At 66.8% G+C, this 23,443-nt stretch carries 22 protein-coding genes; 14 read left to right on the forward strand and 8 right to left on the reverse strand.

Annotation, left to right across the window (positions count from 1 at the left end; all coding sequences use genetic code 11):
* Positions 1-115: 115 nt before the first annotated feature.
* The 5 genes from rsmB to def all read right to left on the reverse strand — a co-directional run bounded on the left by rsmB (position 116) and on the right by def (position 3,689).
* Positions 116-1,429: a 16S rRNA (cytosine(967)-C(5))-methyltransferase RsmB gene (gene rsmB / locus G7Y82_RS06400; protein WP_240954123.1), complete on the reverse strand. Its 1,314-nt coding sequence runs from the start codon at positions 1,427-1,429 to the stop codon at positions 116-118.
* 117 nt (positions 1,430-1,546) lie between these two features.
* Positions 1,547-1,912, reverse strand: a complete 366-nt coding sequence (locus tag G7Y82_RS06405) for a hypothetical protein (RefSeq protein WP_168147210.1) — start codon at positions 1,910-1,912, stop codon at positions 1,547-1,549.
* Between the two features lie 147 nt (positions 1,913-2,059).
* Positions 2,060-2,263, reverse strand: a complete 204-nt coding sequence (locus tag G7Y82_RS06410) for an oxidoreductase-like domain-containing protein (RefSeq protein WP_168147211.1) — start codon at positions 2,261-2,263, stop codon at positions 2,060-2,062.
* Positions 2,260-3,189, reverse strand: coding sequence for a methionyl-tRNA formyltransferase (gene fmt, locus G7Y82_RS06415; protein ID WP_168147212.1), 930 nt, complete (start codon positions 3,187-3,189; stop codon positions 2,260-2,262). Before fmt ends, G7Y82_RS06410 begins: the two co-directional genes overlap by 4 nt.
* Entirely contained in the window at positions 3,186-3,689 is a 504-nt protein-coding gene (def, locus tag G7Y82_RS06420) for a peptide deformylase (RefSeq protein WP_168147213.1), read from the reverse strand. The genes fmt and def overlap by 4 nt, the downstream gene beginning before the upstream one ends.
* Positions 3,690-3,792: 103 nt before the next feature.
* Here def and G7Y82_RS06425 point away from each other — a divergent pair, with 103 nt between their 5' ends.
* The 9 genes from G7Y82_RS06425 to G7Y82_RS06465 all read left to right on the forward strand — a co-directional run bounded on the left by G7Y82_RS06425 (position 3,793) and on the right by G7Y82_RS06465 (position 15,478).
* Complete coding sequence (locus tag G7Y82_RS06425; protein ID WP_240954124.1) at positions 3,793-4,971, forward strand: LysM peptidoglycan-binding domain-containing protein; 1,179 nt, start codon at positions 3,793-3,795, stop codon at positions 4,969-4,971.
* A gap of 34 nt (positions 4,972-5,005) precedes the next feature.
* Positions 5,006-6,112, forward strand: a complete 1,107-nt coding sequence (dprA, locus tag G7Y82_RS06430) for a DNA-processing protein DprA (RefSeq protein ID WP_168147214.1) — start codon at positions 5,006-5,008, stop codon at positions 6,110-6,112.
* Positions 6,113-6,188: 76 nt separating this feature from the next.
* A complete protein-coding gene (locus tag G7Y82_RS06435; RefSeq protein ID WP_168147215.1) occupies positions 6,189-6,656 on the forward strand; it encodes a Smg family protein in 468 nt (155 codons plus the stop codon).
* A gap of 455 nt (positions 6,657-7,111) precedes the next feature.
* Positions 7,112-9,553: a DNA topoisomerase I gene (locus tag G7Y82_RS06440; protein WP_168147216.1), complete on the forward strand. Its 2,442-nt coding sequence runs from the start codon at positions 7,112-7,114 to the stop codon at positions 9,551-9,553.
* Between the two features lie 2 nt (positions 9,554-9,555).
* Positions 9,556-10,116 carry an L-threonylcarbamoyladenylate synthase type 1 TsaC gene (tsaC, locus tag G7Y82_RS06445; RefSeq protein WP_168147217.1) on the forward strand — a complete coding sequence of 187 codons (561 nt, stop codon included), beginning with the start codon at positions 9,556-9,558 and terminating at the stop codon, positions 10,114-10,116.
* Complete coding sequence (gene hemF, locus G7Y82_RS06450; RefSeq protein WP_168147218.1) at positions 10,113-11,054, forward strand: oxygen-dependent coproporphyrinogen oxidase; 942 nt, start codon at positions 10,113-10,115, stop codon at positions 11,052-11,054. The genes tsaC and hemF overlap by 4 nt, the downstream gene beginning before the upstream one ends.
* A 147-nt stretch (positions 11,055-11,201) precedes the next feature.
* Positions 11,202-12,143 carry a hydrogen peroxide-inducible genes activator gene (locus G7Y82_RS06455; RefSeq protein ID WP_168147219.1) on the forward strand — a complete coding sequence of 314 codons (942 nt, stop codon included), beginning with the start codon at positions 11,202-11,204 and terminating at the stop codon, positions 12,141-12,143.
* 133 nt (positions 12,144-12,276) lie between these two features.
* Positions 12,277-14,220, forward strand: coding sequence for a lytic transglycosylase domain-containing protein (locus G7Y82_RS06460; RefSeq protein WP_168147220.1), 1,944 nt, complete (start codon positions 12,277-12,279; stop codon positions 14,218-14,220).
* Between the two features lie 13 nt (positions 14,221-14,233).
* Positions 14,234-15,478: a multifunctional CCA addition/repair protein gene (locus G7Y82_RS06465; protein ID WP_168147221.1), complete on the forward strand. Its 1,245-nt coding sequence runs from the start codon at positions 14,234-14,236 to the stop codon at positions 15,476-15,478.
* Here the strand turns inward: G7Y82_RS06465 and G7Y82_RS06470 are convergent.
* Entirely contained in the window at positions 15,438-16,109 is a 672-nt protein-coding gene (locus tag G7Y82_RS06470; protein WP_168147222.1) for a TetR/AcrR family transcriptional regulator, read from the reverse strand. The genes G7Y82_RS06465 and G7Y82_RS06470 overlap by 41 nt on opposite strands.
* 173 nt (positions 16,110-16,282) lie before the next feature.
* Between G7Y82_RS06470 and G7Y82_RS06475 the strand changes: the two genes are divergently transcribed.
* The 4 genes from G7Y82_RS06475 to G7Y82_RS06490 are packed head-to-tail and all read left to right on the forward strand — an operon-like array spanning position 16,283 to position 21,010.
* Complete coding sequence (locus tag G7Y82_RS06475; protein ID WP_366515640.1) at positions 16,283-16,837, forward strand: MarR family winged helix-turn-helix transcriptional regulator; 555 nt, start codon at positions 16,283-16,285, stop codon at positions 16,835-16,837.
* Positions 16,837-18,282, forward strand: coding sequence for an efflux transporter outer membrane subunit (locus G7Y82_RS06480; protein WP_168147223.1), 1,446 nt, complete (start codon positions 16,837-16,839; stop codon positions 18,280-18,282). The genes G7Y82_RS06475 and G7Y82_RS06480 overlap by 1 nt, the downstream gene beginning before the upstream one ends.
* Complete coding sequence (locus tag G7Y82_RS06485; protein WP_168147224.1) at positions 18,279-19,469, forward strand: HlyD family secretion protein; 1,191 nt, start codon at positions 18,279-18,281, stop codon at positions 19,467-19,469. The genes G7Y82_RS06480 and G7Y82_RS06485 overlap by 4 nt, the downstream gene beginning before the upstream one ends.
* Complete coding sequence (locus G7Y82_RS06490; protein WP_168147225.1) at positions 19,466-21,010, forward strand: DHA2 family efflux MFS transporter permease subunit; 1,545 nt, start codon at positions 19,466-19,468, stop codon at positions 21,008-21,010. Before G7Y82_RS06485 ends, G7Y82_RS06490 begins: the two co-directional genes overlap by 4 nt.
* A 52-nt stretch (positions 21,011-21,062) precedes the next feature.
* Here G7Y82_RS06490 and G7Y82_RS06495 read toward each other — a convergent pair whose 3' ends face one another.
* Positions 21,063-21,854, reverse strand: coding sequence for an undecaprenyl-diphosphate phosphatase (locus G7Y82_RS06495; RefSeq protein ID WP_168147226.1), 792 nt, complete (start codon positions 21,852-21,854; stop codon positions 21,063-21,065).
* Positions 21,855-21,908: 54 nt separating this feature from the next.
* Here G7Y82_RS06495 and G7Y82_RS06500 point away from each other — a divergent pair, with 54 nt between their 5' ends.
* The gene (locus G7Y82_RS06500; RefSeq protein WP_168147227.1) at positions 21,909-22,661 is read left to right on the forward strand and encodes an SDR family oxidoreductase; all 753 of its coding nucleotides are present in this window, start codon (positions 21,909-21,911) and stop codon (positions 22,659-22,661) included.
* Here G7Y82_RS06500 and G7Y82_RS06505 read toward each other — a convergent pair.
* Complete coding sequence (locus G7Y82_RS06505; RefSeq protein ID WP_168147228.1) at positions 22,654-23,421, reverse strand: NRDE family protein; 768 nt, start codon at positions 23,419-23,421, stop codon at positions 22,654-22,656. The genes G7Y82_RS06500 and G7Y82_RS06505 overlap by 8 nt on opposite strands.
* Between the last annotated feature and the right edge of the window lie 22 nt (positions 23,422-23,443).

Consider the following 23,443-nt stretch of genomic DNA (forward strand, 5'->3'; position numbering starts at 1 on the left):
CGGTCGTCGCTTCGGGGGAGGCGGCGGCCGCGCCGCTCTTCCAGATTGTGATTCGACCTCGCTTCGGCGGGGTCTTTTTCTTTGTGGCGCCCGTTGCGGGCCGCCTTTGCGCCGCTCAGCCGGCCTTTTCCAACAGCGCGTAATAGAAGCCGTCGTGCAGATTGCCGGGTGCGAGGCGCCGGCCGTGCGCGGTCGCTTCGCCCCATTCGGCATCGATGGCGATGGGGCTTGCATCGGCGGTCTCCGCGACGAAGCGCTCGATGACGTCGTCGCCTTCGGCGCGCAGGATCGAGCAGGTGGCGTAGAGCAGGCGGCCGCCGGGGCGCAGCATCGTCCAGCAGCCGTCGAGCAGGCGGCGCTGCTGCGCCTGCAAGGCGTCGATGTCGGTGTCGCGGCGCAGCCACTTGATGTCCGGGTGACGGCGGATCACGCCCGTGCCCGAGCACGGCGCGTCGAGCAGGATGCGGTCGAAGGCCTGGCCGTCCCACCAGCGCGCGGGTTCGCCGGCATCCCCGGCGATGATCGTTGCCGAGAGCTTCAGGCGACGCAGATTTTCGTCGATGCGGATCAGGCGCTGCGCATCGCGGTCGACCGCGGTCAGCGTCACGTCGTGGCCTTCCAGCAAGTGCGCCGTCTTGCCGCCCGGGGCCGCGCAGGCGTCGAGCACGCGCTGACCGGCTGTGGCGCCGAGCAGCTCGGCGGCCAACTGGGCCGAAGCATCCTGTACGGAAACCTGGCCGCCGTTGAAGCCGGGAATCTTTTCGACCGGTCGCGGTGCGGCCAGCGTCACCGCGTCGGCGACGTGCGGCACCGGCGTCGCGTCGATCTGCATTTCCGTCAGGCGCTGCAGATAGGCATCACGGCTCAGGCGTCGGCGGTTGACGCGCAGCGTCAGCGGCCCTTGTACGTTGTTGGCGGCCAGCACCGCTTCCCACTGCGTCGGCCAGTCGGCGCGCACGCGCTCGACCAGCCAGGCCGGGTGCGAGTAACGCACGGTTGCCGCGTCGCTGAGGCCGGCTTCCAGGGCTTCCTGCTCGCGCACGTAGCGACGCAGCACGGCATTGAGAAAGCCCTGCGATTTCGGCCGCTTCAGCAGCTCGGCGGCGTCGACGGTTTCGTTGATCGCGGCGTGCGGCGGTGTGCCGAGTTCGCGCAGCTGATAGAGGCCGACCAGCAGCAGCGAATGCAGGTCGTCGTCGACCACCATCGGTCGGTCGCTGAGCGCGGCGGCAATGGCCTGCAGCAGCGAGAAATCGCGTAGCACGCCGTAGGCGAGCAAGCGCATCATTGCGGCGTCGGCCGGCACGCGGAAGCGCTCGGCCGGCGGCAGGGCGTCGTCGAGGCTGGCGCCGCGCAACACGCGGCTCACCGCGCGGGCCGCAGTGGCGCGGACATTGGCGTGGTAGCGGGACGGGGACGCGGGTTTCATCGCGAGGGCCGGCATACGAAGGGCGCACATCATAGGCCTTGCCGGCGCGATGGCAATCGCGACCGCAAACCGGGATGCCGGTGCCGGCCGCAAATGTTGCGCGCGGCCGCGCGCCGGTCAGGCGTGGTGTGAGCGCTGCCGCTCGTCGGCCTCGATCATGTCCAAGAACTGCCGCTCGTAGCGTGAAACGGTGGCGCGCGCCCAGATCTGCAGGCTGCGGACGGCGCACCAGATCACGGTCGCCAGCAGGGCGTTGATGACGATGACGGCCATCAGCGAATGCGTGGCCGCCGGTGCCGGGCCGGAAGTGAGGCTGAAGATGCGGCCCAGTCCGTACCAGAAATGCGGCAGGAGCACTTCGATGATGCTGAGCATGACGGCGCCCAGCGCCATCCATTGCCGCGAGCCGACCCAGGCCAGATTCAGCAGTAGCAGACCGACGACCGCCAGTTTCAGCGGTCCGACGGTTGCAATGACTTGCATGAGCATCGAACTCCTCCGTTCGTGTCCCTCAGGGGCGCGCGCAAGCGCGGTGCCTGTGACGATGGGATGAACGGTAGCGACATACTCGACCGTACGGTGGCCGATGACGACAGACGGCGCTGTTCGGGCCGCTGAATTGCGTGCAGGTCAGCTGGGCGTCTGGCCGCCCGTCTGGCGGCGCTCGGCGCGTCGACGTTCGATCTCGTCGACCTTGGCGCGCCAGCGCTGCATCTCCTCGGTGTAGTCGTCGAGCACGCACTGTGCGCAGCCGCCGGCGCAGCAGTCCGGGCGGTCCGGCGGCGGCGGCAGTTCCTCGTCGTCTTCGTTCGGCAGCGGCGGTTCGGGGCTCATGCGAATTGGCGTCCGGCCAGAGTGCGGCCTTGTGCGACTTGTGCGGCCGGTAGTGGTTTGCCGCCCGGCCATTGCAGGCGCCGCAAGCTCAGCACGCCGTCGCCGGTGGCGACGACGATGCCATCGGCGCCACTGTCGACGATCGTGCCGGGTGCCTGGCCTGCCGCCGTCGGCGAAGGCGCGACCGCGTCGAAGATGCGCACACGCTCGCCCTCCAGCTCGGTCCAGGCGACCGGCACCGGGTTGAACGCCCGGACGTGACGCGCGATCTGCAGGGCCGGCAGCGTCCAGTCGATGCGTGCTTCGTCCTTGTCGAGCTTCTTTGCGTAGGTCGCGCCGTCGGCGGGCTGCGGTGTCGCCGTCAGCGTGCCGGCGGCGAGTCGCACCAGAGCTTCGACGATCAGCCGTGCGCCCATCGGCGCCAGTGCATCGTGCAGGCTCGCGGCGGTGGTCGTGTCGTCGATCGGCAGCGCTTCGCGCAACAGCATCGGGCCGGTGTCGAGGCCGGCGTCCATGCGCATGATGGTGATGCCGGTCTCGGTGTCGCCGGCTTCGATCGCGCGCTGAATCGGCGCCGCGCCGCGCCAGCGCGGCAGCAGCGACGCATGAATGTTGAGGCAGCCGTGCCGCGGAATGTCGAGCACCGCCTGCGGCAGGATCAGGCCATAGGCGACGACGACCATGACGTCCGGCGCCAGCGCGCGCAGCTCGTCCTGCTCGGTGGCGCCGCGCAGGCGTTCGGGTTTGAACAGCGGCAGGCCCAGTGCCTCGGCGCGCTGCGCGACCGGCGACGGCGTCAGCTTGCGGCCGCGGCCGGCGGGGCGATCGGGCTGGGTGTAGACGCCGACGATCTGATGACCGGCAGCATGCAGGGCATCGAGGGCGGCGACCGAGAACTCCGGCGTGCCGGCGAAGACCAGCCTCACGCGCGGCGGGCCTTGAGCAGTTTCTTCTGGATGCGCTCGCGCTTCAGCGCCGACAGATAGTCGATGTAGAGCTTGCCGTCGAGGTGGTCGATTTCATGCTGCACGGCCTGCGCCAGCAGACCCTCGGCGTCGAGTTCGAACGGTTGACCCTTGCGGTCGAGGGCGCGCAGCTTCAGGCGGTTGTAGCGCTGCACCTTGTCGGCAACGCCGGGCACCGACAGGCAACCTTCTTCCATTTCCTGGCGATCGCTCGGCTCCAGCACTTCCGGGTTGATGATGACGATCGGCTGCGGCTTGCTCTTGTCTTCGCTGCAGTCCATCACCGCCAGACGCAGCGCGATGCCGACCTGCGTCGCGGCGAGGCCGACGCCGGGGGCGTCGTACATCGTCTCGAACATATCGTCGATCAGCGTCTGCAGGGCGTCGTCGAACGTCGTGACGGGCTTGGCTTTCTCGCGCAGGCGCGGGTCGGGATGGTGGAGGATGGTGAGCAGCGACATGAGATGAAACCAGGCTTGAGAATCAACCGCTTAAGTTGACGGCAAACGATTGAACCGTCTAGAGTTTGTGCACATTGGCTTAGCCTCCGGGGGAAGCGCCGCCATGCGCAACTTGCGCAAGTATAACGGCTTGATGATCTTGCTCGGCGTGCTTCCGGCACTGCTGCTCGCGGCTTGCGCGCAGCACCCCGCCCTGCACGAACAGCATGACGGCATGGCTCTGCCGGAAGCGCCGGCCACCGGCGATGCTGGCCAGGTGGCACCGCCCGTCGCGCCGGCGCCGGCGCCGGTCCAGCCGGCCGCTGCAAGCCTGCGCAGCGACGCGCCCATGCACTACGTCGTCAAGAAGGGCGACACGCTGTGGGGCATCGCCAGCCACTTCCTGCGCGAGCCGTGGCAGTGGCCGGAGATCTGGTACGTCAACAACCAGGTCGCGAATCCGCATCTGATCTATCCGGGCGACGTGCTGACGCTGGTCTGGCGCGACGGCCGGCCGATGGTGATGGCGACCGACGGCTTGTCGGCCGACACCGAACATCTCGAACCGCGCGTACGCGAGCTGCCGCTCGCCGATGCGATCCCGACGATCCCGCTCGACGCGATTCGCGACTTCCTGCATTCACCGCGGCTGGTCGACGCCAAGCAATTGCGCAAGGCGCCGTATGTGCTGTCGTTCGTTGACCCGCACGTGGTCGAAGGCACCGGCAGCCTCGTCTATCTGCAGAACGTCCCGGACGGCAGTGCGACGCGCTGGGATACCGTGCGCCTCGGCCAGAAATTCGTCGACCCGGATACCGGCGAGATGCTCGGCTGGGAAGGCACCCCGGTCGGCAGCGTCGAGATTCGCGAATTCGGCAAGCCGGCCACGGCGTTGATCACCGACAGCACGCGCGAGACGCGGCCGGGCGATCGCCTGATCGAGCCGCTCGATGACGTCTACACCGCCAATTTCTATCCGCATGCCCCCGATCACGCCGTCGGCGGCCGCATCCTGTCGGTCTACGATGGCGTCTCGCAGATCGGCCAGTATCAGGTTGTCACGCTCAACCGCGGCACGCGCGAAGGCATCGACCCGGGAACCGTGCTGAGCATCGAGCAGGCCAACCGCACGGCGCGCGATCCGTACACCAATCGTCTGGTCAAGCTGCCGCCGCTATTCGCCGGCACGCTGATGGTGTTCAAGGTCGACGAGAAGGTGTCGTACGCGCTGGTGATGAGCGCCAAGCGGGAGATTCACGTGCTCGACCTCGTCGAGAAGCCGAAGCCCGGCGAGGACTATTGATGCGGGGTGCGTTTCCGCGCCCGGCCGGAGTGCCGTGTCCACGGCGCTGAACGCCTGGCTGACCCTCTGCCGCGCCCCCGGCGTCGGCAGTGCCGCTGTCGCAACCCTGATCGACGCCTTCGGCAGCGCCCCGGCCGCGGTCGCGGCATCGCGTGCGGCACTCAAGGGCCTGGGCCTCGACGCCGCGCAAATCGACGCGCTGAAAGCGCCGGACGCGGACGGCATCGCGCATGACCTCGACTGGCTGGCGGCACCGCAGCACACACTGCTGACCTGGGACGATCCTCGCTATCCGGACGCGCTGCGCGGGATTGCCAGCGCGCCGCCAGTGCTGTTCTGCCACGGCGATCCGGATCTGCTGGCGATGCCGCAGGTAGCCATCGTCGGCAGTCGCAGTGCCACCGCGCAGGGCATCGAGAACGCCAAGGCCTTCGCCGCCGAACTGGCGCGGCGCGGCTTCGTCATCACGTCGGGACTGGCACTGGGTATCGACGGCGCCGCGCATCGCGGTGCGCTCGATGCCGATGGTCACACCGTCGCGGTCTGTGCGACCGGACTCGACCGCGTCTATCCGGCGCGGCACAAGGGACTCGCACACGAGATCGTCGTGCGCGGCGCGCTGATTTCCGAGTTTCCGACCGGCGTCGCGCCGCTGGCCGAGAATTTTCCGCGTCGCAACCGCATCATCTCCGGGCTGGCGCTCGGTACGCTGGTGGTCGAGGCGGCGCCCGGTTCCGGCTCGCTGATCACCGCCCGCTACGCGCTCGAGCAAAGCCGCGAGGTCTTCGCGATTCCCGGCTCCATCCACAACCCGCAGGCGCGCGGTTGTCACGCGTTGATCCGTCAGGGCGCCAAGCTGGTCGAAACCGTCGACGACATTTTCGAGGAGCTGGGGCCGCTGCTCGGGCCGCTGCTGCGGCGTACGCCCGCGCCGCGCCCTGCCGATGCGACGCCACCCGATGATCCGCAGGCGGCGGCGGTGCTCGCCGTCCTCGGGCACGAGCGGCTCGATCTCGACGCGCTGCTGGCGCGCAGCGGCCTGCCGATCGGCGCGCTGCAGGCCGTGCTGACGCGCTTCGAACTCGACGGTCGGATCGTGGTCCAGTCAGATGGGCGCTACGAAGCCGTGCATCGCGCATGATCGGCAAATCCGGCGCGCTCTTTGCAAACGCATCAAAGTCATTACACTGCAGTTCACAGCACGGGAGACTCGCGACATGAAAGAAACGGTCCTGGATGTGCTGATGTACCTGTTCGAGAACTATCAGGAAGGTGAATTCTCGGACGCCGAGTACCACGACACCCTACGCGAGGAGCTGCTCGCCGCCGGTTTTCCGGACGAGGAAGTCGGCAGCGCCTTCGCCTGGTTGGATGGACTTGCGCAGCAGCGCCAGCTGCCGCTGGTGTTCGGCCCGAGCCGCGCCACACGTATTTATACGCGCGAAGAGACGGCGAAGATCTCGACCGACTGCCGCGGTTTCATCATCTACCTCGAGCAGCTCGGCATCATCAGCCAGGAAGCCCGCGAACTGATCATCGACCGCCTCATGGCCCTGGCCGAGGATGTCGATCTGGAGCGCGTGAAGTGGGTCTGCCTGCTGGTGCTGATGAATCAGCCGGACGCCGAAGAGGCCTTCGGTCACCTCGAAGAGCTGGTCTATTACCACGGCGACTTCAAGCACTAGCGACACCGACTGAACGGCTGCGCGGGCCGCCATCGCGCCTGCGGTGCTCGCCGTGCACGGCTCGGCTGTGCGCCGCAGGCGCGGCGGCGGCCCGGTTCGCGACGCCGCTCGATGCCGCTGCGCGTCCGTCCTCAAGCCCCACTCGCGATGGCCGCTCGGCGGTTTCAGGGCGGACTGTCGCGCGACGCCCGTTCTGTCGGCTGCGCCTGCGCTTGACCCGCTTGCCGGGTGCTTCCTGTTTTCTGACACGCCGGTTGCGCGCGGCGGCCTTGTGGCGGCGGTCCGCGGTGGCGATTTATTTGTCGCTGGCGATTTCGTAGCCCCTTCAAAGCAAAGCGAATTTACGGCCTCGCGTGTGCGCGTACGCGCACGCGGCCCGCTGGACAGCCGCCGAGACTTGCGCTTATAAGGCGCCCAAACGCGGTCGCCGACCGCTTCCACTAATTAGAGTGTGAATGAGCAAGAACCTGGTCATCGTTGAGTCGCCCGCCAAGGCCAAGACGATCAAGAAATATCTCGGCAAGGACTTCGAGGTCCTGGCGAGCTACGGGCACGTGCGCGACCTGGTGCCGAAGGACGGCGCCGTCGACGTGACGCACGGCTTCGACATGAAGTACCAGATCATCGATCGCAACGAAAAGCATGTGAAGGCGATCATCTCCGCGCTCAAGGAGGCGGACGAGCTGTGGCTCGCCACCGACCCTGATCGCGAGGGTGAGGCGATCTCCTGGCATCTGGCCGAGCTGCTGCGCGAGAAGAACGCGCTGAAGGGCAAGCCGGTCAAGCGCGTGGTCTTCTACGAAATCACGCAGCGCGAGGTGCAGAAGGCGATCGCCAATCCGCGCGACATCTCCGATGATCTGGTCAACGCCCAGCAGGCGCGCCGTGCGCTCGACTATCTGGTCGGTTTCAATCTGTCGCCGCTGCTGTGGCGCAAGGTGCAGCCGGGCCTGTCGGCCGGTCGCGTGCAGTCGCCGGCACTGCGTCTGATCTGCGAGCGTGAGGAACAGATCAAAGCTTTCGTGCCGCGCGAGTACTGGACGCTGGAGGCGCTGGTCGAAAAGGACACGCAGTCGTTCAGCGCCAAGCTGGTCGAGTTCGACGGGCGCAAGGTCGAGCAGTTCACGCTGACCAATGTGGTCGGCGCGATGGCCGCCAAGTCCGCCGTGCAGAAGGCCGCCGACGGCGTGCTGGTGGTCGGCTCGGTCGACAAGAAGCAGCGTCGCCGCAATCCGGCGCCGCCGTTCACCACGTCGACGCTGCAGCAGGAAGCCAACCGCAAGCTCGGGTTCACCGCGAGCCGCACCATGCGCGCTGCCCAGCAGTTGTACGAAGGCATCGACATCGGCGGCGAGACCGTCGGTCTGATCACCTACATGCGTACCGACTCGGTGAGCCTCGCGCAGGACGCGCTGGCCGATATCCGCCAGGTCATTCCGCAGCAGTTCGGTGCCAAGGCCTTGCCGCCGGAGCCGCGCTACTACAAGACCAAGAGCAAGAACGCGCAGGAAGCGCATGAAGCCGTGCGCCCCAGCTCGGCGGCGCGCGTGCCCAAGGAGATTGCCAAGTTCCTGTCGCCGGATCAGGCCAAGCTTTACGAGCTGATCTGGCGTCGCACGATCGCCAGCCAGATGACGCAGGCGGTCTACGACACGGTCACCGCCGAGCTGCGCGCCGGCGATGCGCCGGCCGGCGGCCGTGGCGCGCACGCATTCCGCGCCAGCGGTTCGACGCTGGTCGAGCCCGGCTTCATCGCTGCGTATCTGCAGAACGTCGACACGCCGAGCGGCAAGGAAGACGATGACGACGACAAGCGCCTGCCGGCGCTGGAAGTCGGTGACCGCCTGAACCTCAAGGATCTGGCCGCCGATCAGCATTTCACCGAGCCGCCGCCGCGCTATACCGAAGCGAGCCTGGTCAAGACGCTCGAGGAATACGATATCGGCCGTCCGTCGACGTATGCGTCGATCATCTCGACGCTACAGGCGCGCGATTATGTGCGCCTCGACGGCAAGGCGTTCTCGCCGACCGACGTCGGCATGATCGTCAACAAATTCCTGACCGATCACTTCACGCAATACGTCGACTACGAATTCACCGCGCATCTCGAAGACGAGCTCGACGCGGTGTCGCGCGGCGAGAAGCAGTGGAAGCCGCTGCTCGCGCAGTTCTGGGGCAGCTTCAAGCCGCGCGTCGACGAGAAGATGGAGTTGTCACGCACCGAGATCGCCGAAGATCGTCAGCTCGGCACCGATCCGGTCAGCGGCAAGCCGGTCTCGGCGCGCCTCGGCCGTTATGGGCCTTGCGTGCAGATCGGCACGCGTGACGATCCCGAAAAGCCGCGCTTCGCGTCGCTGCGCGCCAACCAGCGCATCGACACCATCACGCTCGAAGATGCGCTGGCGCTGTTCCGCCTGCCGCGCGATCTCGGCACGCTGCCGAGCGGCGAGGACGTGGCCGTCAACATCGGCCGCTTCGGCCCGTACGTGCGCTACGGCAAGAACTTCGTGTCGCTGAAGAAGGACGACGATCCGTACACCATCGAACTGCCGCGTGCGATCGAGCTGATCGAGCAGAAGATCGCGGCGATCGAAGCGGCGACGATCAAGACCTTCGGCGACACCGGCATTCGCATCATCAAGGGCCGTTTCGGGCCGTACATCACCGACGGTTCGCGCCGTGCGCGTATTCCCAAGGGCCGTGAGCCGGAATCGCTGACGGTGTTCGAGTGCGAGGCCTATCTGGCCGAAGCCGAGGCGGCGGCGCCGAAGAAGGGCGCGAAGAAGGCGACCAAGAAGGCTGCCGCAAAGAAAGCGCCGGCCAAGAAGGCCGCGACCAAGACGGCGACCAAGACCACGGCCGCGAAGAAGGCGACGAAGAAGGCAGCCGCCAAGTGACGATGGACATCGCGCCCTGGCATCTGCGCACGGCGATCGCTGCGCTGGACGCCGGAGGCGTGATTGCCTGTCCGACCGAAGCGGTTTGGGGACTGTCGTGCAATCCGCTCGATGAGCGCGCGTGCACGCGCCTGCTGCGGCTCAAGCACCGGCCCTGGGAAAAGGGCCTGATCCTGATCGCGTCCGACTTCGCCCAGCTCGAACCGTTCGTCGAGGTGCCGTCGAACAACGCCCTGAAGCGTGCGACGGCGACCTGGCCCGGTCCTGCCACGTGGATCTTCCCGGCCAGCGAGTTGACGCCAATGTGGATCAGCGGCGATCACGATGGCGTTGCCGTGCGCGTGACTTCGCACCCGCTGATGCGCGCGCTGACCAAGCGCTACGGCGGGCCGTTGGTGTCGACCAGCGCCAATCCCGCCGGCCGCGATCCAGCGCGTAGCGCATACGAAGTCCGCCGCTATTTTCGTGACCGCATCGACGCGGTCGTGCCCGGCGCGCTCGGCGGCCTGGCCAAGCCGACCACTATTCGCGATGTGGCCACCGGCCACATCCTGCGGCGATGAGCGTCGAGCCTGTCGACAGTACGGCGGTCGAGACCTATCTGCGCGGGCTGCAGCAGCGCATCTGCGAAGCATTGGAAGCGATCGAGGGCGAGCACGGGGCGCGCTTCGTTCGCGATGCCTGGCAGAAGCCAGCCGATAGTCCGCTGCAGGGCAGCGGCGAGACGCGCGTAATGAGCGACGGTCGCGTCTTCGAGCGCGCCGGCGTGGCGTTTTCGGATGTGCGCGGTAGCCGGTTGCCGCCGTCGGCGACGCAGAACCGGCCGGAACTGGCCGGTCGTGGCTTTCGCGCGATGGGCGTGTCGCTGGTTTTTCATCCGCGCAATCCGTATGTGCCGACGGTGCACGCCAATGTGCGGTTCTTCGTGGCCGAGGCGACGCATGCGCTCCCGGTCTGGTGGTTTGGCGGTGGCTTCGACCTGACGCCGTACTACGGCTTCGACGACGACGTGCGCCATTGGCACCGCACCGCGCGACGCGCCTGCGACGGCTTCGTCGATGCCGCAGGCGAACCCGCTTATCCGCGGTTGAAGCGCTGGTGCGACGACTACTTCTTTCTCAAGCACCGCGACGAGCCGCGTGGTGTCGGCGGCCTGTTCTTCGACGACTGGAATGTCGGCGGCTTTGCGCGCAGCTTCGCGTTGCAGCGCAGCGTCGGCGATCACTTTCTCAATGCCTACCTGCCGATCGTCGAGCGTCGCAAGGGCATGAGCTATGGCGAGCGCGAGCGCGATTGGCAGCTCTATCGGCGCGGGCGCTACGTCGAATTCAATCTGGTCTGGGATCGCGGCACGTCATTCGGCCTGCAGTCGGGCGGGCGCAGCGAATCGATCCTGATGTCGATGCCGCCGCTGGCGGCCTGGCGTTACGACTATCGGCCGGAGGCGGGGACGGCGGAGGCGGAACTGCTGGAGCAGTATCTGGTGGCGCGGGACTGGTAAGCGCTGGCGTGTCGTCCGCGATGCGTTTTGCTTTTTGCGTTTGACGTCGTCCTCGCAAGGACGAACTCGCAAGGACGAAGCGGAAACTCGATCCCCCGCTGTCACGACCGCGAAAACATCGCTGAGATGCGATGCCATAATCCGCCCATGACGCTCACCGAACTCCGCTATCTCGTCAATCTCGACAAGGAACGTCACTTCGGCCGTGCTGCCGAGCGCTCGTTCGTGTCGCAGCCGACGCTGTCAGTGGCGCTGAAGAAGCTTGAAGACGAGCTGGGATTGGCGCTGTTCGAGCGCAACCGCGGCGAGGCGCGGCCGACGCCGATTGGCGAGCGCATCATCGCTCAGGCGCGGCGCGTGCTCGACGAGGCGCGGCGCATCGAGGATCTGGCGCGCGAGGGGCACGACGAGCTGGCCGGGCCGCTGCGCTTCGGTGCGATCTACACCGTCGGGCCTTACCTGTTGCCGAATCTGGTGCCGGTGCTGCGCGAGCGCGCGCCGATGATGCCGTTGGTGATCGAAGAGAATTTCACCGCACGGCTGATGGAACAGCTGCGCGACAACGAGCTCGACGTGATCTGCGTGGCATTGCCCATCGAGCAGAACGGCCTGCATGCGTGGCCGGTCTACGACGAGGATTTCGTGGTACTGGTGCCGCCCGAGCATCACTGGGCGGATGCCGAGGCCATCCCGGCCAAGCAACTTGCGGGCGAGAAGCTGTTGCTGCTGGGGCCCGGACATTGCTTTCGCGAACAGGTCATCGAGGCCTGTCCGAAGTGCATCGACCCCGATCGCGACGGCCCGCAGCCGCAATCCGGCAGCTCGTTGGAGACGATCCGCCACATGGTGGTCGGCGGCCTCGGCATCACCGTGCTGCCGCGCTCGTCGGTCGACAATCGACCGGACGATCGTTCGCGCCTGATTGCCAAGTCGTTCGTGCCGCCGGCGCCGAACCGGCGTATCGCATTGGTCTGGCGCAAGACCTTTCCGCGCCGTCAGGCGATCACGCAGCTGCGCGATGCGATGCTGGCCTGCGGCATGCTCGGCGTGCAGTTCCTGCCCGACGTGCCGCCGCCGCGCGAGGACTGAGCGCACACCGCGCAGGCCTGGCGTCTGCCTGACGGTGCTGACCCGCGGGCCGCGTCCCGCGTCCGCGTTGCCAGGGCTTCGTTCACGGTGGGGTCGGGCGGCTCGTCTAGAATGGATCGCCGGGGTTCAAATCATGAAAGCAACCAAGATTCGTTCGCTGCTGTTGTGTTGCGCGCTGGGACTCGGCGTGCCGACCGTCGTCCACGCCGACGACGATGCCGTGCGACAGCAATTCAGCAACGCGCTGGAACAGGCGCGCGCGGGTGTCACGCCGGCCAAGGCCGACAGCCGTCAGCTGCGTGACTACGTGCTTTATCCGTATCTGCAGGCGGTGCGTATCCAGTCGCAGATTTCACGCGGCACGCCGGGCAGCGCCGATCAGGCGGCGGCCAGCTGGCTGCAGGCGCATCCCGACCTGCCGGTGGCGCGCGAGCTGCGCCGTCAGTGGCTGCTCGATCTGGCCGATCGTCAGGACTGGGCTCCGTTTCTGGCCAACGATGAAGGCGGCGAGCGCGATCGCACGCTGACCTGTTATCGCTGGCAGGCGCGCATTGCCACCGAAGATCCGGCGAAGGTGCGCGATGACTTGCTGGCGTTCTGGTCCGATGCCTCGCAAATGCCTGGCAACTGCAATCCGCCGTTCAATTGGCTGAGTGCGCAAGGTGTGGTCACGGTCGACGCGACTGAAAAGCGCGCGCGCAAGGCGCTGGTGGAAGGCAATACTTCGTTTGCCGCGGTGCTGATCGGACAGTTGCCGGATGACCGTGCCGCGCCGTTGCGGCAGTGGTTGCAGTTACTGCGCGATCCCCAGGGTGGGCTCGACCAGCTGGTCGCAACGCCGGGGACGCGCTACGTCTGGCCGGCGCTCGATGCGGCGTTCAGCAAGCTGTCGCGGCGAGACCCCGGCGCGGCGCAGGCAGTGCTGGCCAAGCTCGACCGGCAACAGCTGAGCCCCGAGCAGTACGACGAACTGGCGCGCGCCGTGGCGCTGGGCTATTCGTGGGACCGGGATGCGCGTGCACTGCCGGCGTTCCAGATGTTGCCGGAAGCGGCGGTCGACGACGCGGTCCGCGAGTGGCGCATTCGTGCGGCGCTTTGGAATGGTGACTGGCAGTTGGCCGCCGGCTGGCTGCAAGCCTTGCCGCCGGCGATGGCATCGTCGTCGCGCTGGTCATACTGGCGTGCGCGTGTCGCCGAGAAGCTCGGCCAGAACGATGTTGCCAAGGCGCAGTACGCTGCGCTGGCCAAGGATGACGGCTACTACAGTGTGCTTGCGGCCTGGCGGCTCGGCGCGCGTTACGAACCGCCGGCGCGCACGCTCGATGAAGATCGCGGCGTGCAGAAGCACTTGCTGGAACAGTCTCCGGCCTTGCTACGCGCGCGCGAGTTGTATCGCGTCCACGAAATCCGCTGGGCCAATGCCGAGTGGTATGCCGGTACGCAAGCGCTCGATCCAGCGCAGACCGAGCAGGCGGCGTTGATGGCGTCACGCTGGGGTTGGCACCTGCAGGCGGTGATCCTGCTGTCGCGGCTGAGCATCTACAACGCCTTCGACGTGCTTTATCCGAAGAAGATCTACGCCGATGCCATCCACCAGGCGGCCAAGCACAGTGGTCTGCCGCCGGCGTGGATCTACGGTGTGATGCGCCAGGAAAGCCTGTTCATGCCGAACGCCGTGTCGGGCTCCGATGCGCTGGGTCTGTTGCAGCTCAAGCTCGGTACTGCCCGCGACGCAGCGCGACGTGCCGGCTTGCCGCGTCCGGATCGCGATGACCTGTTCGACCCGAAGACCAACATCGCACTCGGTAGCGCCTATCTGCGACAGATGACCGACCGTTACGGCGGCCAGTTCGTGCTGACCGTGGCGTCGTACAACGCGGGTCCGAATGCGGTGGCGCGCTGGCTGCCGGACGCGCCGCTCGATGCCGACGTGTGGATCGAGAACGTGCCGTACAACGAGACGCGTCAGTACGTCGAACGCATCGCCTGGCACATCGCCGTTCACGACTGGCAGACCAACGGCAAGATTCGTGACTTCGACGATCTGCTGCAGCCGGTGCGCGGCGCCAGCTCCTGATACGCCGCCGATCATGAAACGCTATCTGGTCGGCGGTGCGGTCCGCGACCGGCTGCTCGATCTGCCGGTCAAGGAGCGCGATTGGGTCATCACCGGCGCCAGCCCCGAGCAGATGCTGGCGCTGGGCTACCGTACGGTCGGCAAGGACTTCCCGGTCTTCCTCGATCCGCAGAGCGGCGAGGAATGCGCGTTGGCGCGCACCGAGCGCAAGTCCGGGCGCGGTTACCAGGGCTTCACGTTCCATACCGGCCCCGACGTTACGCTCGAAGACGATCTGCGCCGCCGCGACCTGACCGTCAATGCGATGGCCGAGGACGCCGATGGTCGGCTGATCGATCCGTATGGCGGCCGCCGCGATCTGGACGCGCGCATCCTGCGGCATGTGTCCGAAGCCTTTGTCGAGGACCCGGTGCGCGTGCTGCGCATCGCGCGCTTTCACGCGCGATTCGCGCCGCTGGGGTTTCGTGTCGCCGACGAGACGCTGGCCCTGATGCGGCAGATCGTCGACAGCGGCGAGGTGGATCACCTGGTCCCCGAGCGGGTCTGGCAGGAAATGGTCAAGGCCTTCGCAACGCCGGCGCCGAGTGTGTTTTTCCACACGCTGCACGCCTGCGGCGCGTTGGCGCGCGTGATGCCGGAGCTGGCGGCGTTGTCCGGCGTGCCGCAGCGCGCCGACTATCACCCCGAGGTCGACACGCTCGTGCATACGCTGATGTGTGTCGACGTCGCCGCGCGCGCCGGGTATGCCTTGCCGGTTCGTTACGCGGCGCTGGTGCACGATCTCGGCAAGGCCGAGACGCCGTCCGCCGAATGGCCGTCGCACCGTCGCCATGATGCGCGTGGGGTGCCGCTGGTCGAGGCGTTCTCGGCGCGCTTGCGCGTGCCGTCGGTGTGCCGCGATCTGGCGATCGTGCACACGCGCGAACACCTGTTGATTCACCAGGCGCGCGAGCTGCGGCCGCGGACCTTGCTCGAATTGCTGGAGCGAATGGGCGCTTTCCGCCGTGGTGACACCTTCGAGTCCACGCTCGAGGCCAGCCTCTGCGATGCACGCGGGCGGCTCGGCTTTGAAGACGACCCCTATCCGCAGGCCGCGTATTTGCGTGACGCGCGCGCTTGCGCGGCGACCCTGCAGGCGCGGGACGTGATGGCCGAAGACGTCACGCTGCAGGGGGCGGCGATTGGCCAGCGCTTGCAGGAGCGGCGCGTGGAAGCGCTCAAAGTCTGGCGTGATGCCGGTCGCGCGTCGGCGTCCTGACGGACGTCGACGGTACGCCCGCGCCCAGATAGCCCAGCACCATTTCAATGGTCGCCGCCTCGATCTGCGCGGTCGATAGCGGCGCGGCGGGCGGGTCGATCACCGCGGCATGCACGAGCGCCTGCACGGTGGTGATCAGCATGTAGGTCGCCAGGTCCAGATCCTGCGGGCCGATCTGCTCGCGATGCGCTTCGAGCACGCTGCGAATGCGGGCGTGAACCCCGAGATGATCATCGCTCTCCGATTTCGGCGGATCGAAGAACGGCAGCTCGGCTTCGAGGACACGGTGCAGCTGCGGGTCGAGCAGGTGACCGTGCAGGCTGGCCTGGACCAGCGCGGTGATGATCTCGCGCAGGCTGCCCCCGGCCGTTGCTGTGAGCGCAACATCGAGCATCTCGTGAATCTCTCGCCCATGGCGCTCGTGCAGCGCCGTGATCAGGGCGTCCTTGTTCGGAAAGTACTGGTAGAGCGAACCGACACTGACGCCAGCCAGTTCGGCGACGCGGTTGGTGCTCATTGCCGCATAGCCATCGCCCGACAAAATGCGAGCAGCGGCGTCGAGGATGGCTTCGACGGTGGCCTGCGCGCGCTGCTGACGCGGCAATTTCCTGGGCCTCTCGATCTGCTTCATGCGGTCGCCCCAAATGCGAGTATTGAACGTGAGTGATAGCTCGTATTATAGGCGGAAGGCGAGTCATTGCTCGCATTGCTTGGGGGTGGGGCGTCGACGTTGAGCGCCGCTTCCCAAGACGCAGCCTGACGATCGACTGACTGTCGGACGTCTGCCACGGAAGATTCTTGACAGTGCAATATTTGCACATACAATGTCTGCCCAAGCAAACATTGCATTGGCAAATAGTACGACGTGAGGCTGCTGTGGCGACGAAGCACTACGACATCAAGACCTTTCGCTCGTCCGAGAGCATCGGCTACCTGCTCAAGCGCGCGCAGGCCCGGATGCAGGACGTGGCGGAATCGGTATTCGCGCCGCATGACATGAGCTTCGTGCAGTGGATTGCAATGCTGAAGCTCTCCGAAGGACAGGCGCAGACCGCCAGCGATCTATGCCGGGCGATGTGCCACGACAACGGCGCAGTGACGCGCATGCTCGACACGCTCGAGGAACGTGGCTTTGTCAGCCGGCAACGCAGCCAGCAGGATCGGCGCGTCGTCGAACTGACGTTGACCGCCACCGGTGCCGCGCAGGTCGAAGCGCTGAAGCCAAAGTTGATCGACGAACTGAATCTGCTGCTCACCGATTTCAGCGCGGCTGAATTCAGTGAGCTGACCCGGTTGTTGGACAAGTTGTACCAGGCGCTGGATGCGCGACATTCGGCGGCCCGCCAAGGAGTGAATTGATGAAAGCGACAACAGTGAGCCGCGTCGCGGCATCGCTGGCTCCCGCCCTGCTGCTCGCGGCCTGTGTGCTGCCGCCGAAAGAGCCGCCGCAGGCGACCGCGATCAATGTCGAAGGCCTGGGCCTCGACGGTGCGCGTCAGGGGCCGGTGACCGATGGTTGGTGGAAGTCGTTCGGCGACCCACAGCTCGACGCGCTGATCGACAAGGCGATCGCCAGCAGCCCGAGCCTCGCCGAGGCTGTCGCGCGCGTGCGCAGCGCCCACGCACAGATGCAGGCCGCCGGCGCCGGCGGCCGCCCGGACTTCTCGATCAACGGCAACGAAGTGCGCCAGCGCCTGCCGAAGAACTACATCTATCCGGCGCCGTACGCCGGTGGTGAGTACTGGGTTGGCCAGATCGAAGCGAACATGAGCTGGGACCTCGATTTCTGGGGCGAGCAAAAGCGGCTTCTCGATCAGGCCAAGCTGTCGTCGCAGGCCTCTGAGCTCGATGTCGAGTCGGCCAGGCTGGCACTTGCCGGCTCCATCGCGCAGTCCTATGTGAACCTGTACACCGCCTACGCAATGGCCGACATCGCCACGCAGGCCGAGCAGCAGCGCGAAGCCCTGCTGAAGCTGACCGAGGACCGCGTGCACGCCGGGCTCGATACGCAGCTCGATGTGAAAAGTGCCGAGGCGCTGCTGCCGCAGGCTCGCGAACAGCGTCTGCAAGCCGAGGCTTCGCGCGACATGGCGGTGCACAGCCTTGCGGCGCTGAGCGGCCAGGGCGCGAACGCCTATGTGACGATCAAGCGCCCGGCGCTGAAGCTCGATGCCGCGCTACCGCTGCCGCAAGACCTGCCGATCGACCTGCTTGCGCACCGCCCCGATGTGCTGGCGGCGCGCGCGCGCGTCGAAGCGGCGATGGCCGGCCGCGCGGCCGCCAAGGCGGCGTTTTATCCGCAGATCAGCCTGACCGCGCTGGCCGGCTATCAATCGGTCAGCCTCGACACGCTGCTGCATGGCAGCAGCGGCGTCTGGGGTTTCGGGCCGAGCGTTCATCTGCCGATCTTCGATTCGCAGCGCCTCAAGGCCAGCTACCGCGGCGCCACTGCGGACCTCGACACGGCCGTTGCGCAGTACAACCAGACCGTGCTCGACGCGGTGCGCGATGTCGCCGACCAGCTGACGCGCAGCCGTTCGCTGATGCAGCAGCTCGACCAGTCGCAGCAGACGCTGGCCGCCAGTGAGGCGGCGTTCGACCTGGCCAAGCGCCGCTACGCCGCCGGCCTGACCTCGCGTCTGGTGGTGCTCAATGCCGAGTCGAACGTGCTGAGCGCGCGCCGCGACGTCGTCACTGTGAAATCCAATCTCGTCATTGCCCGCGTCACGCTGCTGCTGACGCTGGGCGGAAGTTTCAATCCTCAACCGCCGGATGCCGATGCCGGTGCCGGAGCCACGTCATGAACAATCCGAATCCTGCTACCGAGACGCCTCCCGCCAACGGCAAGCGTCGTCAGCGCCTGATCATCCTGGCGGTAATCGTGCTGATCGCCCTCATCGCGTACGCCGCGTACTGGTTCCTCTACGCGCGCTACTACCAGAGCACCGACGACGCCTATGTGTCGTCCGACATCGTGCAGATCACCGCCGAAGTGCCCGGCACGGTGACCGCCGTGCACGTCGACGACACGCAGCATGTCGAGCGCGGTCAGCTGCTCGTCGCGCTCGATCCGGCCGACGCGCAGATCGCCGCAGCGTCGGCAGAGGCCGAACTGGCGCGCACGGTGCGCACGGTGCGGGGCCTGTTCTCGCAGAGCACCGGTTTGCGTGCGCAGATCCGCAGCACACAGGTGACGCTGAAGGCCGCGCGTGGCGACCTCAAGCGGCGCCTGGCCGTTGCTGCTGATGGCGGCGTCTCGGCCGAAGAGTTGCAGCACGCGCGTGATCGCGTCGCCGAGCTCGAAGCGTCGCTGTCGACCGCCCAGGAGCAGTTGGCCACCAACAATGCGCGTATCGACAACACGACGATCGCCGACAACCCGGAAGTGCGTGCCGCCGCCGCCCAGGTTCGCGATGCCGAGCTATCGCTGCGCCGCACCCAGATCTACTCGCCGGTGACCGGTACGGTGGCGCGCCGCAGCGTGCAGATCGGTTCGCGCATCGCTGCCGGCACGCCGCTGATGGCGGTGGTGCCGCTGGCCAATGTCTGGGTCGACGCCAACTTCAAGGAAGTGCAGCTCGAACAGATGCGCGTCGGCCAGCCGGTTGACGTGCAGGCCGACCTGTACGGTGGTGACGTCACGTATCACGGCCATGTCGCCGGCATCGGCGCCGGCAGCGGCAGTGCGTTCGCCCTGCTGCCGGCGCAGAACGCGTCGGGCAACTGGATCAAGATCGTGCAGCGTCTGCCGGTGCGCATCGCCCTCGACCCGAAGGAAGTCGCGGCGCATCCGCTGCGCGTCGGTCTGTCGATGGACGTCAAGGTCGACCTGCACGATACGTCCGGCCCGCTGATCGCGACGCAGGTGCGCAGCACGCCGCAGGTCATCAAGCCGTCGGAAGACCATGACGCCAAGGTCGATCAGCTGATCGCCGACATCATCGCGCGCAACGGTGGCGACACCGATACCGCGGAGCAGGGCACGCCGTGAGCCAGACCGCCGCCACTGCCGGGCCGGCGCCCGTCGCGTCGCGCGGCCTGGTTGCCATCGCGCTCGCGCTCGGCACTTTCATGCAGGTGCTCGACACGACGATTGCCAACGTGTCGATTCCGACGATCTCCGGCAACCTCGGTGTATCGTCGGATCAGGGCACCTGGGTCATTACGTCGTTCGCCGTCGCCAACGGCATTTCGGTGCCGTTGACCGGCTGGCTGATGCAGCGCTTCGGCGTCGTGCGCACCTTCGTCGTCTCGGTGCTGCTGTTCACGCTCGCGTCGTTTCTCTGCGGCGCGGCGTGGAGCCTGCCGGCGCTGCTGGCGTTCCGCGTCATGCAGGGTGCGGTCTCCGGGCCGATGATTCCCGGTTCGCAGGCGCTGCTGATCTCACTGTTCCCGCCCGACAAGAAGGGCGCGGCACTGGCGATCTGGTCGATGACCACCCTGGTCGCGCCGATCTGTGGACCGATCCTCGGCGGCTACATCTCCGACAACTATTCATGGCCGTGGATTTTCTATATCAACGTGCCGGTCGGCCTGTTCTGTGCGGCGATCTGCTGGCAGGGCTTGAAGCATCGTGAAACGCCGACGCGCAAGCTGCCGGTCGACACCATCGGCCTGAGCCTGCTCGTGGTGTGGGTGGGGTCGCTGCAGATCATGCTCGACAAGGGCAAGGACGCCGACTGGTTCCACTCATCGTTCATCGTCGTGCTGGCGGTGGTCGCCGTGGTCGGTTTCATCGCGTTCATGATCTGGGAGATCGGCGAGAAGCATCCAATCATCGATCTGTCGCTGTTCAAGAACCGCAATTTCTCGCTCGGCACGATGGTTTTGTGCCTGGGTTACGCGGTGTTCTTCGGCGCGGTCGTGCTGCAGCCGTTGTGGATGCAGACCTGGCTCGGCTACAACGCCACCTGGGCCGGCCTCGTCGCCGCGCCCAGCGGTGTCGTCGCCGTCTTCCTGTCGCCATTGGTCGGACGCAATATCGCCAAGTTCGACGCGCGCCTGTTCGCAACGGCCGCGTTCATCTTCTTCGCGATCTCGTACTTCATGCGCGCCGGCTACACCGCGGACGCCAGCGCCGAGGCCTACATCATGCCGCTGCTGGTACAGGGTATCGGCATGTCGATGTTCTTCGTCTCGGTGCTGCAGATCCTGCTCGACGGCGTGCCCGACCATCAGGTACCGGCCGCTTCAGGCTTGTCGAACTTCCTGCGCATCACCGCCGGCAGTTTCGCGACGTCGATCATTACCACCAGCTGGGATCGTCGCGCAGCACTGCATCAGACGCGGCTGGCCGAGGCGTCGAGCGCCTATGACCCGACGCTGCGCGGCGCCGTCGATACGCTGCACGGCATGGGCATGACCGACCAGCAGGCACTGGGGTCGATCACGCACTCGCTGGGCAATCAGGCCTATCTGATGTCGGCGCTCGACATCTTCTGGGTCAGCGGCTGGTTGTGCCTGGGGATGATCGTGCTGGTCTGGTTCACGCGCCGCCCGCATGGCGGGGCGCACGCGGTGGCCGCCGACTGATCACGCGGCCCCGCGTCGTGCTCGGCTACGTGATGCTTGCTGCTGCCCGCCGTCAGGTGGGCAGCAGCAGTAGCAGCGCCGCACCGAAGATGATGCGGTACCACGCAAACAGCGTGAAGCGATGCGATTGCACGTAGCGCAGCAGCCACTTCACCGCAATGAACGCGACGATGGCCGACACCACGAAGCCGATCGTGAACTGTGTCCAGTCTTCCTGCGCGAACGCATTGCTCTTCAGCAGCTTCAGCATTTCATAGCCGGTTGCCGCGAACATCGTCGGGATGCCGACCAGAAACGCGAACTCGGTGGCAGCGGGACGCGAGGTCAGGCCGACCAGCATCGCCGCGAAGATCGTCGAGGCCGAGCGCGAGGTGCCGGGAAACACGGCGGCCAGGATTTGCGCCAGACCGACGACGATGGCGATCTTCCAGGTCACGACCGTGCTCGGGCTCATGCCCTTGGCATGCCATTCGATGACCAGGATCGCGAGGCCGCCGATGATCAGCGCCCAGGCGATCGGCGCTACCGTCTCCGGCAGCTTGAGCCCCGCCTTCTCGGCAATCAGGCCGCCGACGCAGGTAATCAGAAACGCCGCCGACAGCTTGAAGAAGTAGTCGCGGTTGTCGGCGGATTTGTTGAAGCCGACCGTCAGATCCCAGAGGCGCTGGCGGTAGATCAGCACGACTGCGAGCATCGCGCCGGCCTGGATGCCGACGTTGAACAGGTCGGAGCGGTAACCCAGCCAATGCTCGGCGATCAGCAGATGCCCGGTGCTGGAGATCGGCAGGAATTCGGTGATGCCCTCGATGATGCCGAGCAAAATGGTGTTGATAATGGAGTCCACGCGGTTCCTGAAGGTCGGCGGTAGGGAAGGAAGCGCAAGAATAAAGGAGAGCTCATGACCACGCCTACCGACGACAGTCCGGTCGTTCTGGTGACGGGGGCGGCACGCCGCATCGGCGCGCAGATCGCACGATTGCAGCACGAGGCCGGTTGGCGCGTGCTGGTTCACGCCCGCCATTCCAGCGACGAAGCGGCGGCGCTGGTCGAGGCATTGTGTGTTGCCCGCGCCGGCAGTGCGTCGCTGCTGATCGCCGATTTGGCCGACCCGGCAGCGATTGCCGCGCTGGCGCACGACGCGCATCGCATATGGGGCCGGCTCGATGCGCTCGTCAACAACGCGTCGAGCTATTTTCCGACGCCGGTCGGGAGCATCGAAGCGGCGCAGCTCGACGATCTGTTGGCGTCGAACCTGCGTGCGCCGCTGTTGCTGACGCAGGCCTGTCGCCCGCACTTCGCGCCGGGTGCGGCAGTCGTCAACATCATCGATACGCAGACGCCGCGGCCGCAGCCGCCACACAGTGCTTATTTCGCGGCCAAGGCCGGATTGTGGTCGCTGACCGAATCGCTGGCGGTCGAGCTGGCGCCGCAGATCCGCGTCAACGGCGTCGCCCCAGGGCACATGATGTGGGCGCTGGCCGGCGGCGTCGAAGGCGAGGCCGAGCAGGCCCGCGAACTGGCGCGCATCCCGCTGGGCCGCCTTGGCGGCGCGATCGAAATCGCCCGTGCCGTACGTTTTCTGCTGTCGGACGATGCCGCCTATATCACCGGCGCGATCCTGCCGGTCGACGGCGGTCTGCGGCTCAGCTGAGCTGCAGGTATTCGAGCGTTTCGCCGACGAAAGCCGCCTGCGGTCCGAAGCGGCGCTCGTGAAACGCAGCGTGCCCGCCGGCGTCGACGGTCAGTACCGTGCTGCAGCGCGTGCCGTAGGCCGGGCTGCTGATGAAAGCCGACGACAGGAAGCGCTCGCGATCGAGGCCGACACCGGTTTCCGGCAGGTCGGCATCCGCCGCCGGACGCGGGTCGGCAAGGGCCGCGAACAGCGTGTCACTGGCAGTGTCGGCGTCGCTGCACCACTGCTGCAAACGCGATTTGAGCGTGACCAGCTTCGGCCACGGCGTGTCGAGGCTGGCGTTGCTGACGGCGTGCAAGCCCGGTTCGAGGCGCTGCATCGTGAACTGCGGCAGATTGCTCAGATACCAGACGCCGTTGCGGTCTCCGAGCAGCAGATTGAAGCCGGCGTAACGGCTGGCGCTGGCGGCCAGCGCTTCGCCGTAGCGCTGCGCATCCTGCGTGCCGCGCAGATAGCCGGCGACCAGTTGGCCGCGCGACGGCGCCGCCGGGTCGGTGGCTTCCATGCGTCGCACATTGGTGACCGCGGCCCAGCGTCCGGCGCTGCCGACCGCGAGCCAGCCGCCGTGCTGCTGCAGGTCGCGGCCGCCGAAGATCTGCGGCGCGTCGTCCCAGTAAGAGGCCGGCGCCGTCGGGCGCGCATGAAACTCGTCGCGATTGGCGGCGAGCACCAGCGAGTAACGAGGATGCGCGTCGAGCGCGAGGGCAATCAGGCACATGGCGCGCGACTATCGGGTGCGC

Source organism: Solimonas marina (genome assembly GCF_012241385.1).
GTDB classification, from domain to species: Bacteria; Pseudomonadota; Gammaproteobacteria; order Nevskiales; family Nevskiaceae; genus Solimonas; species Solimonas marina.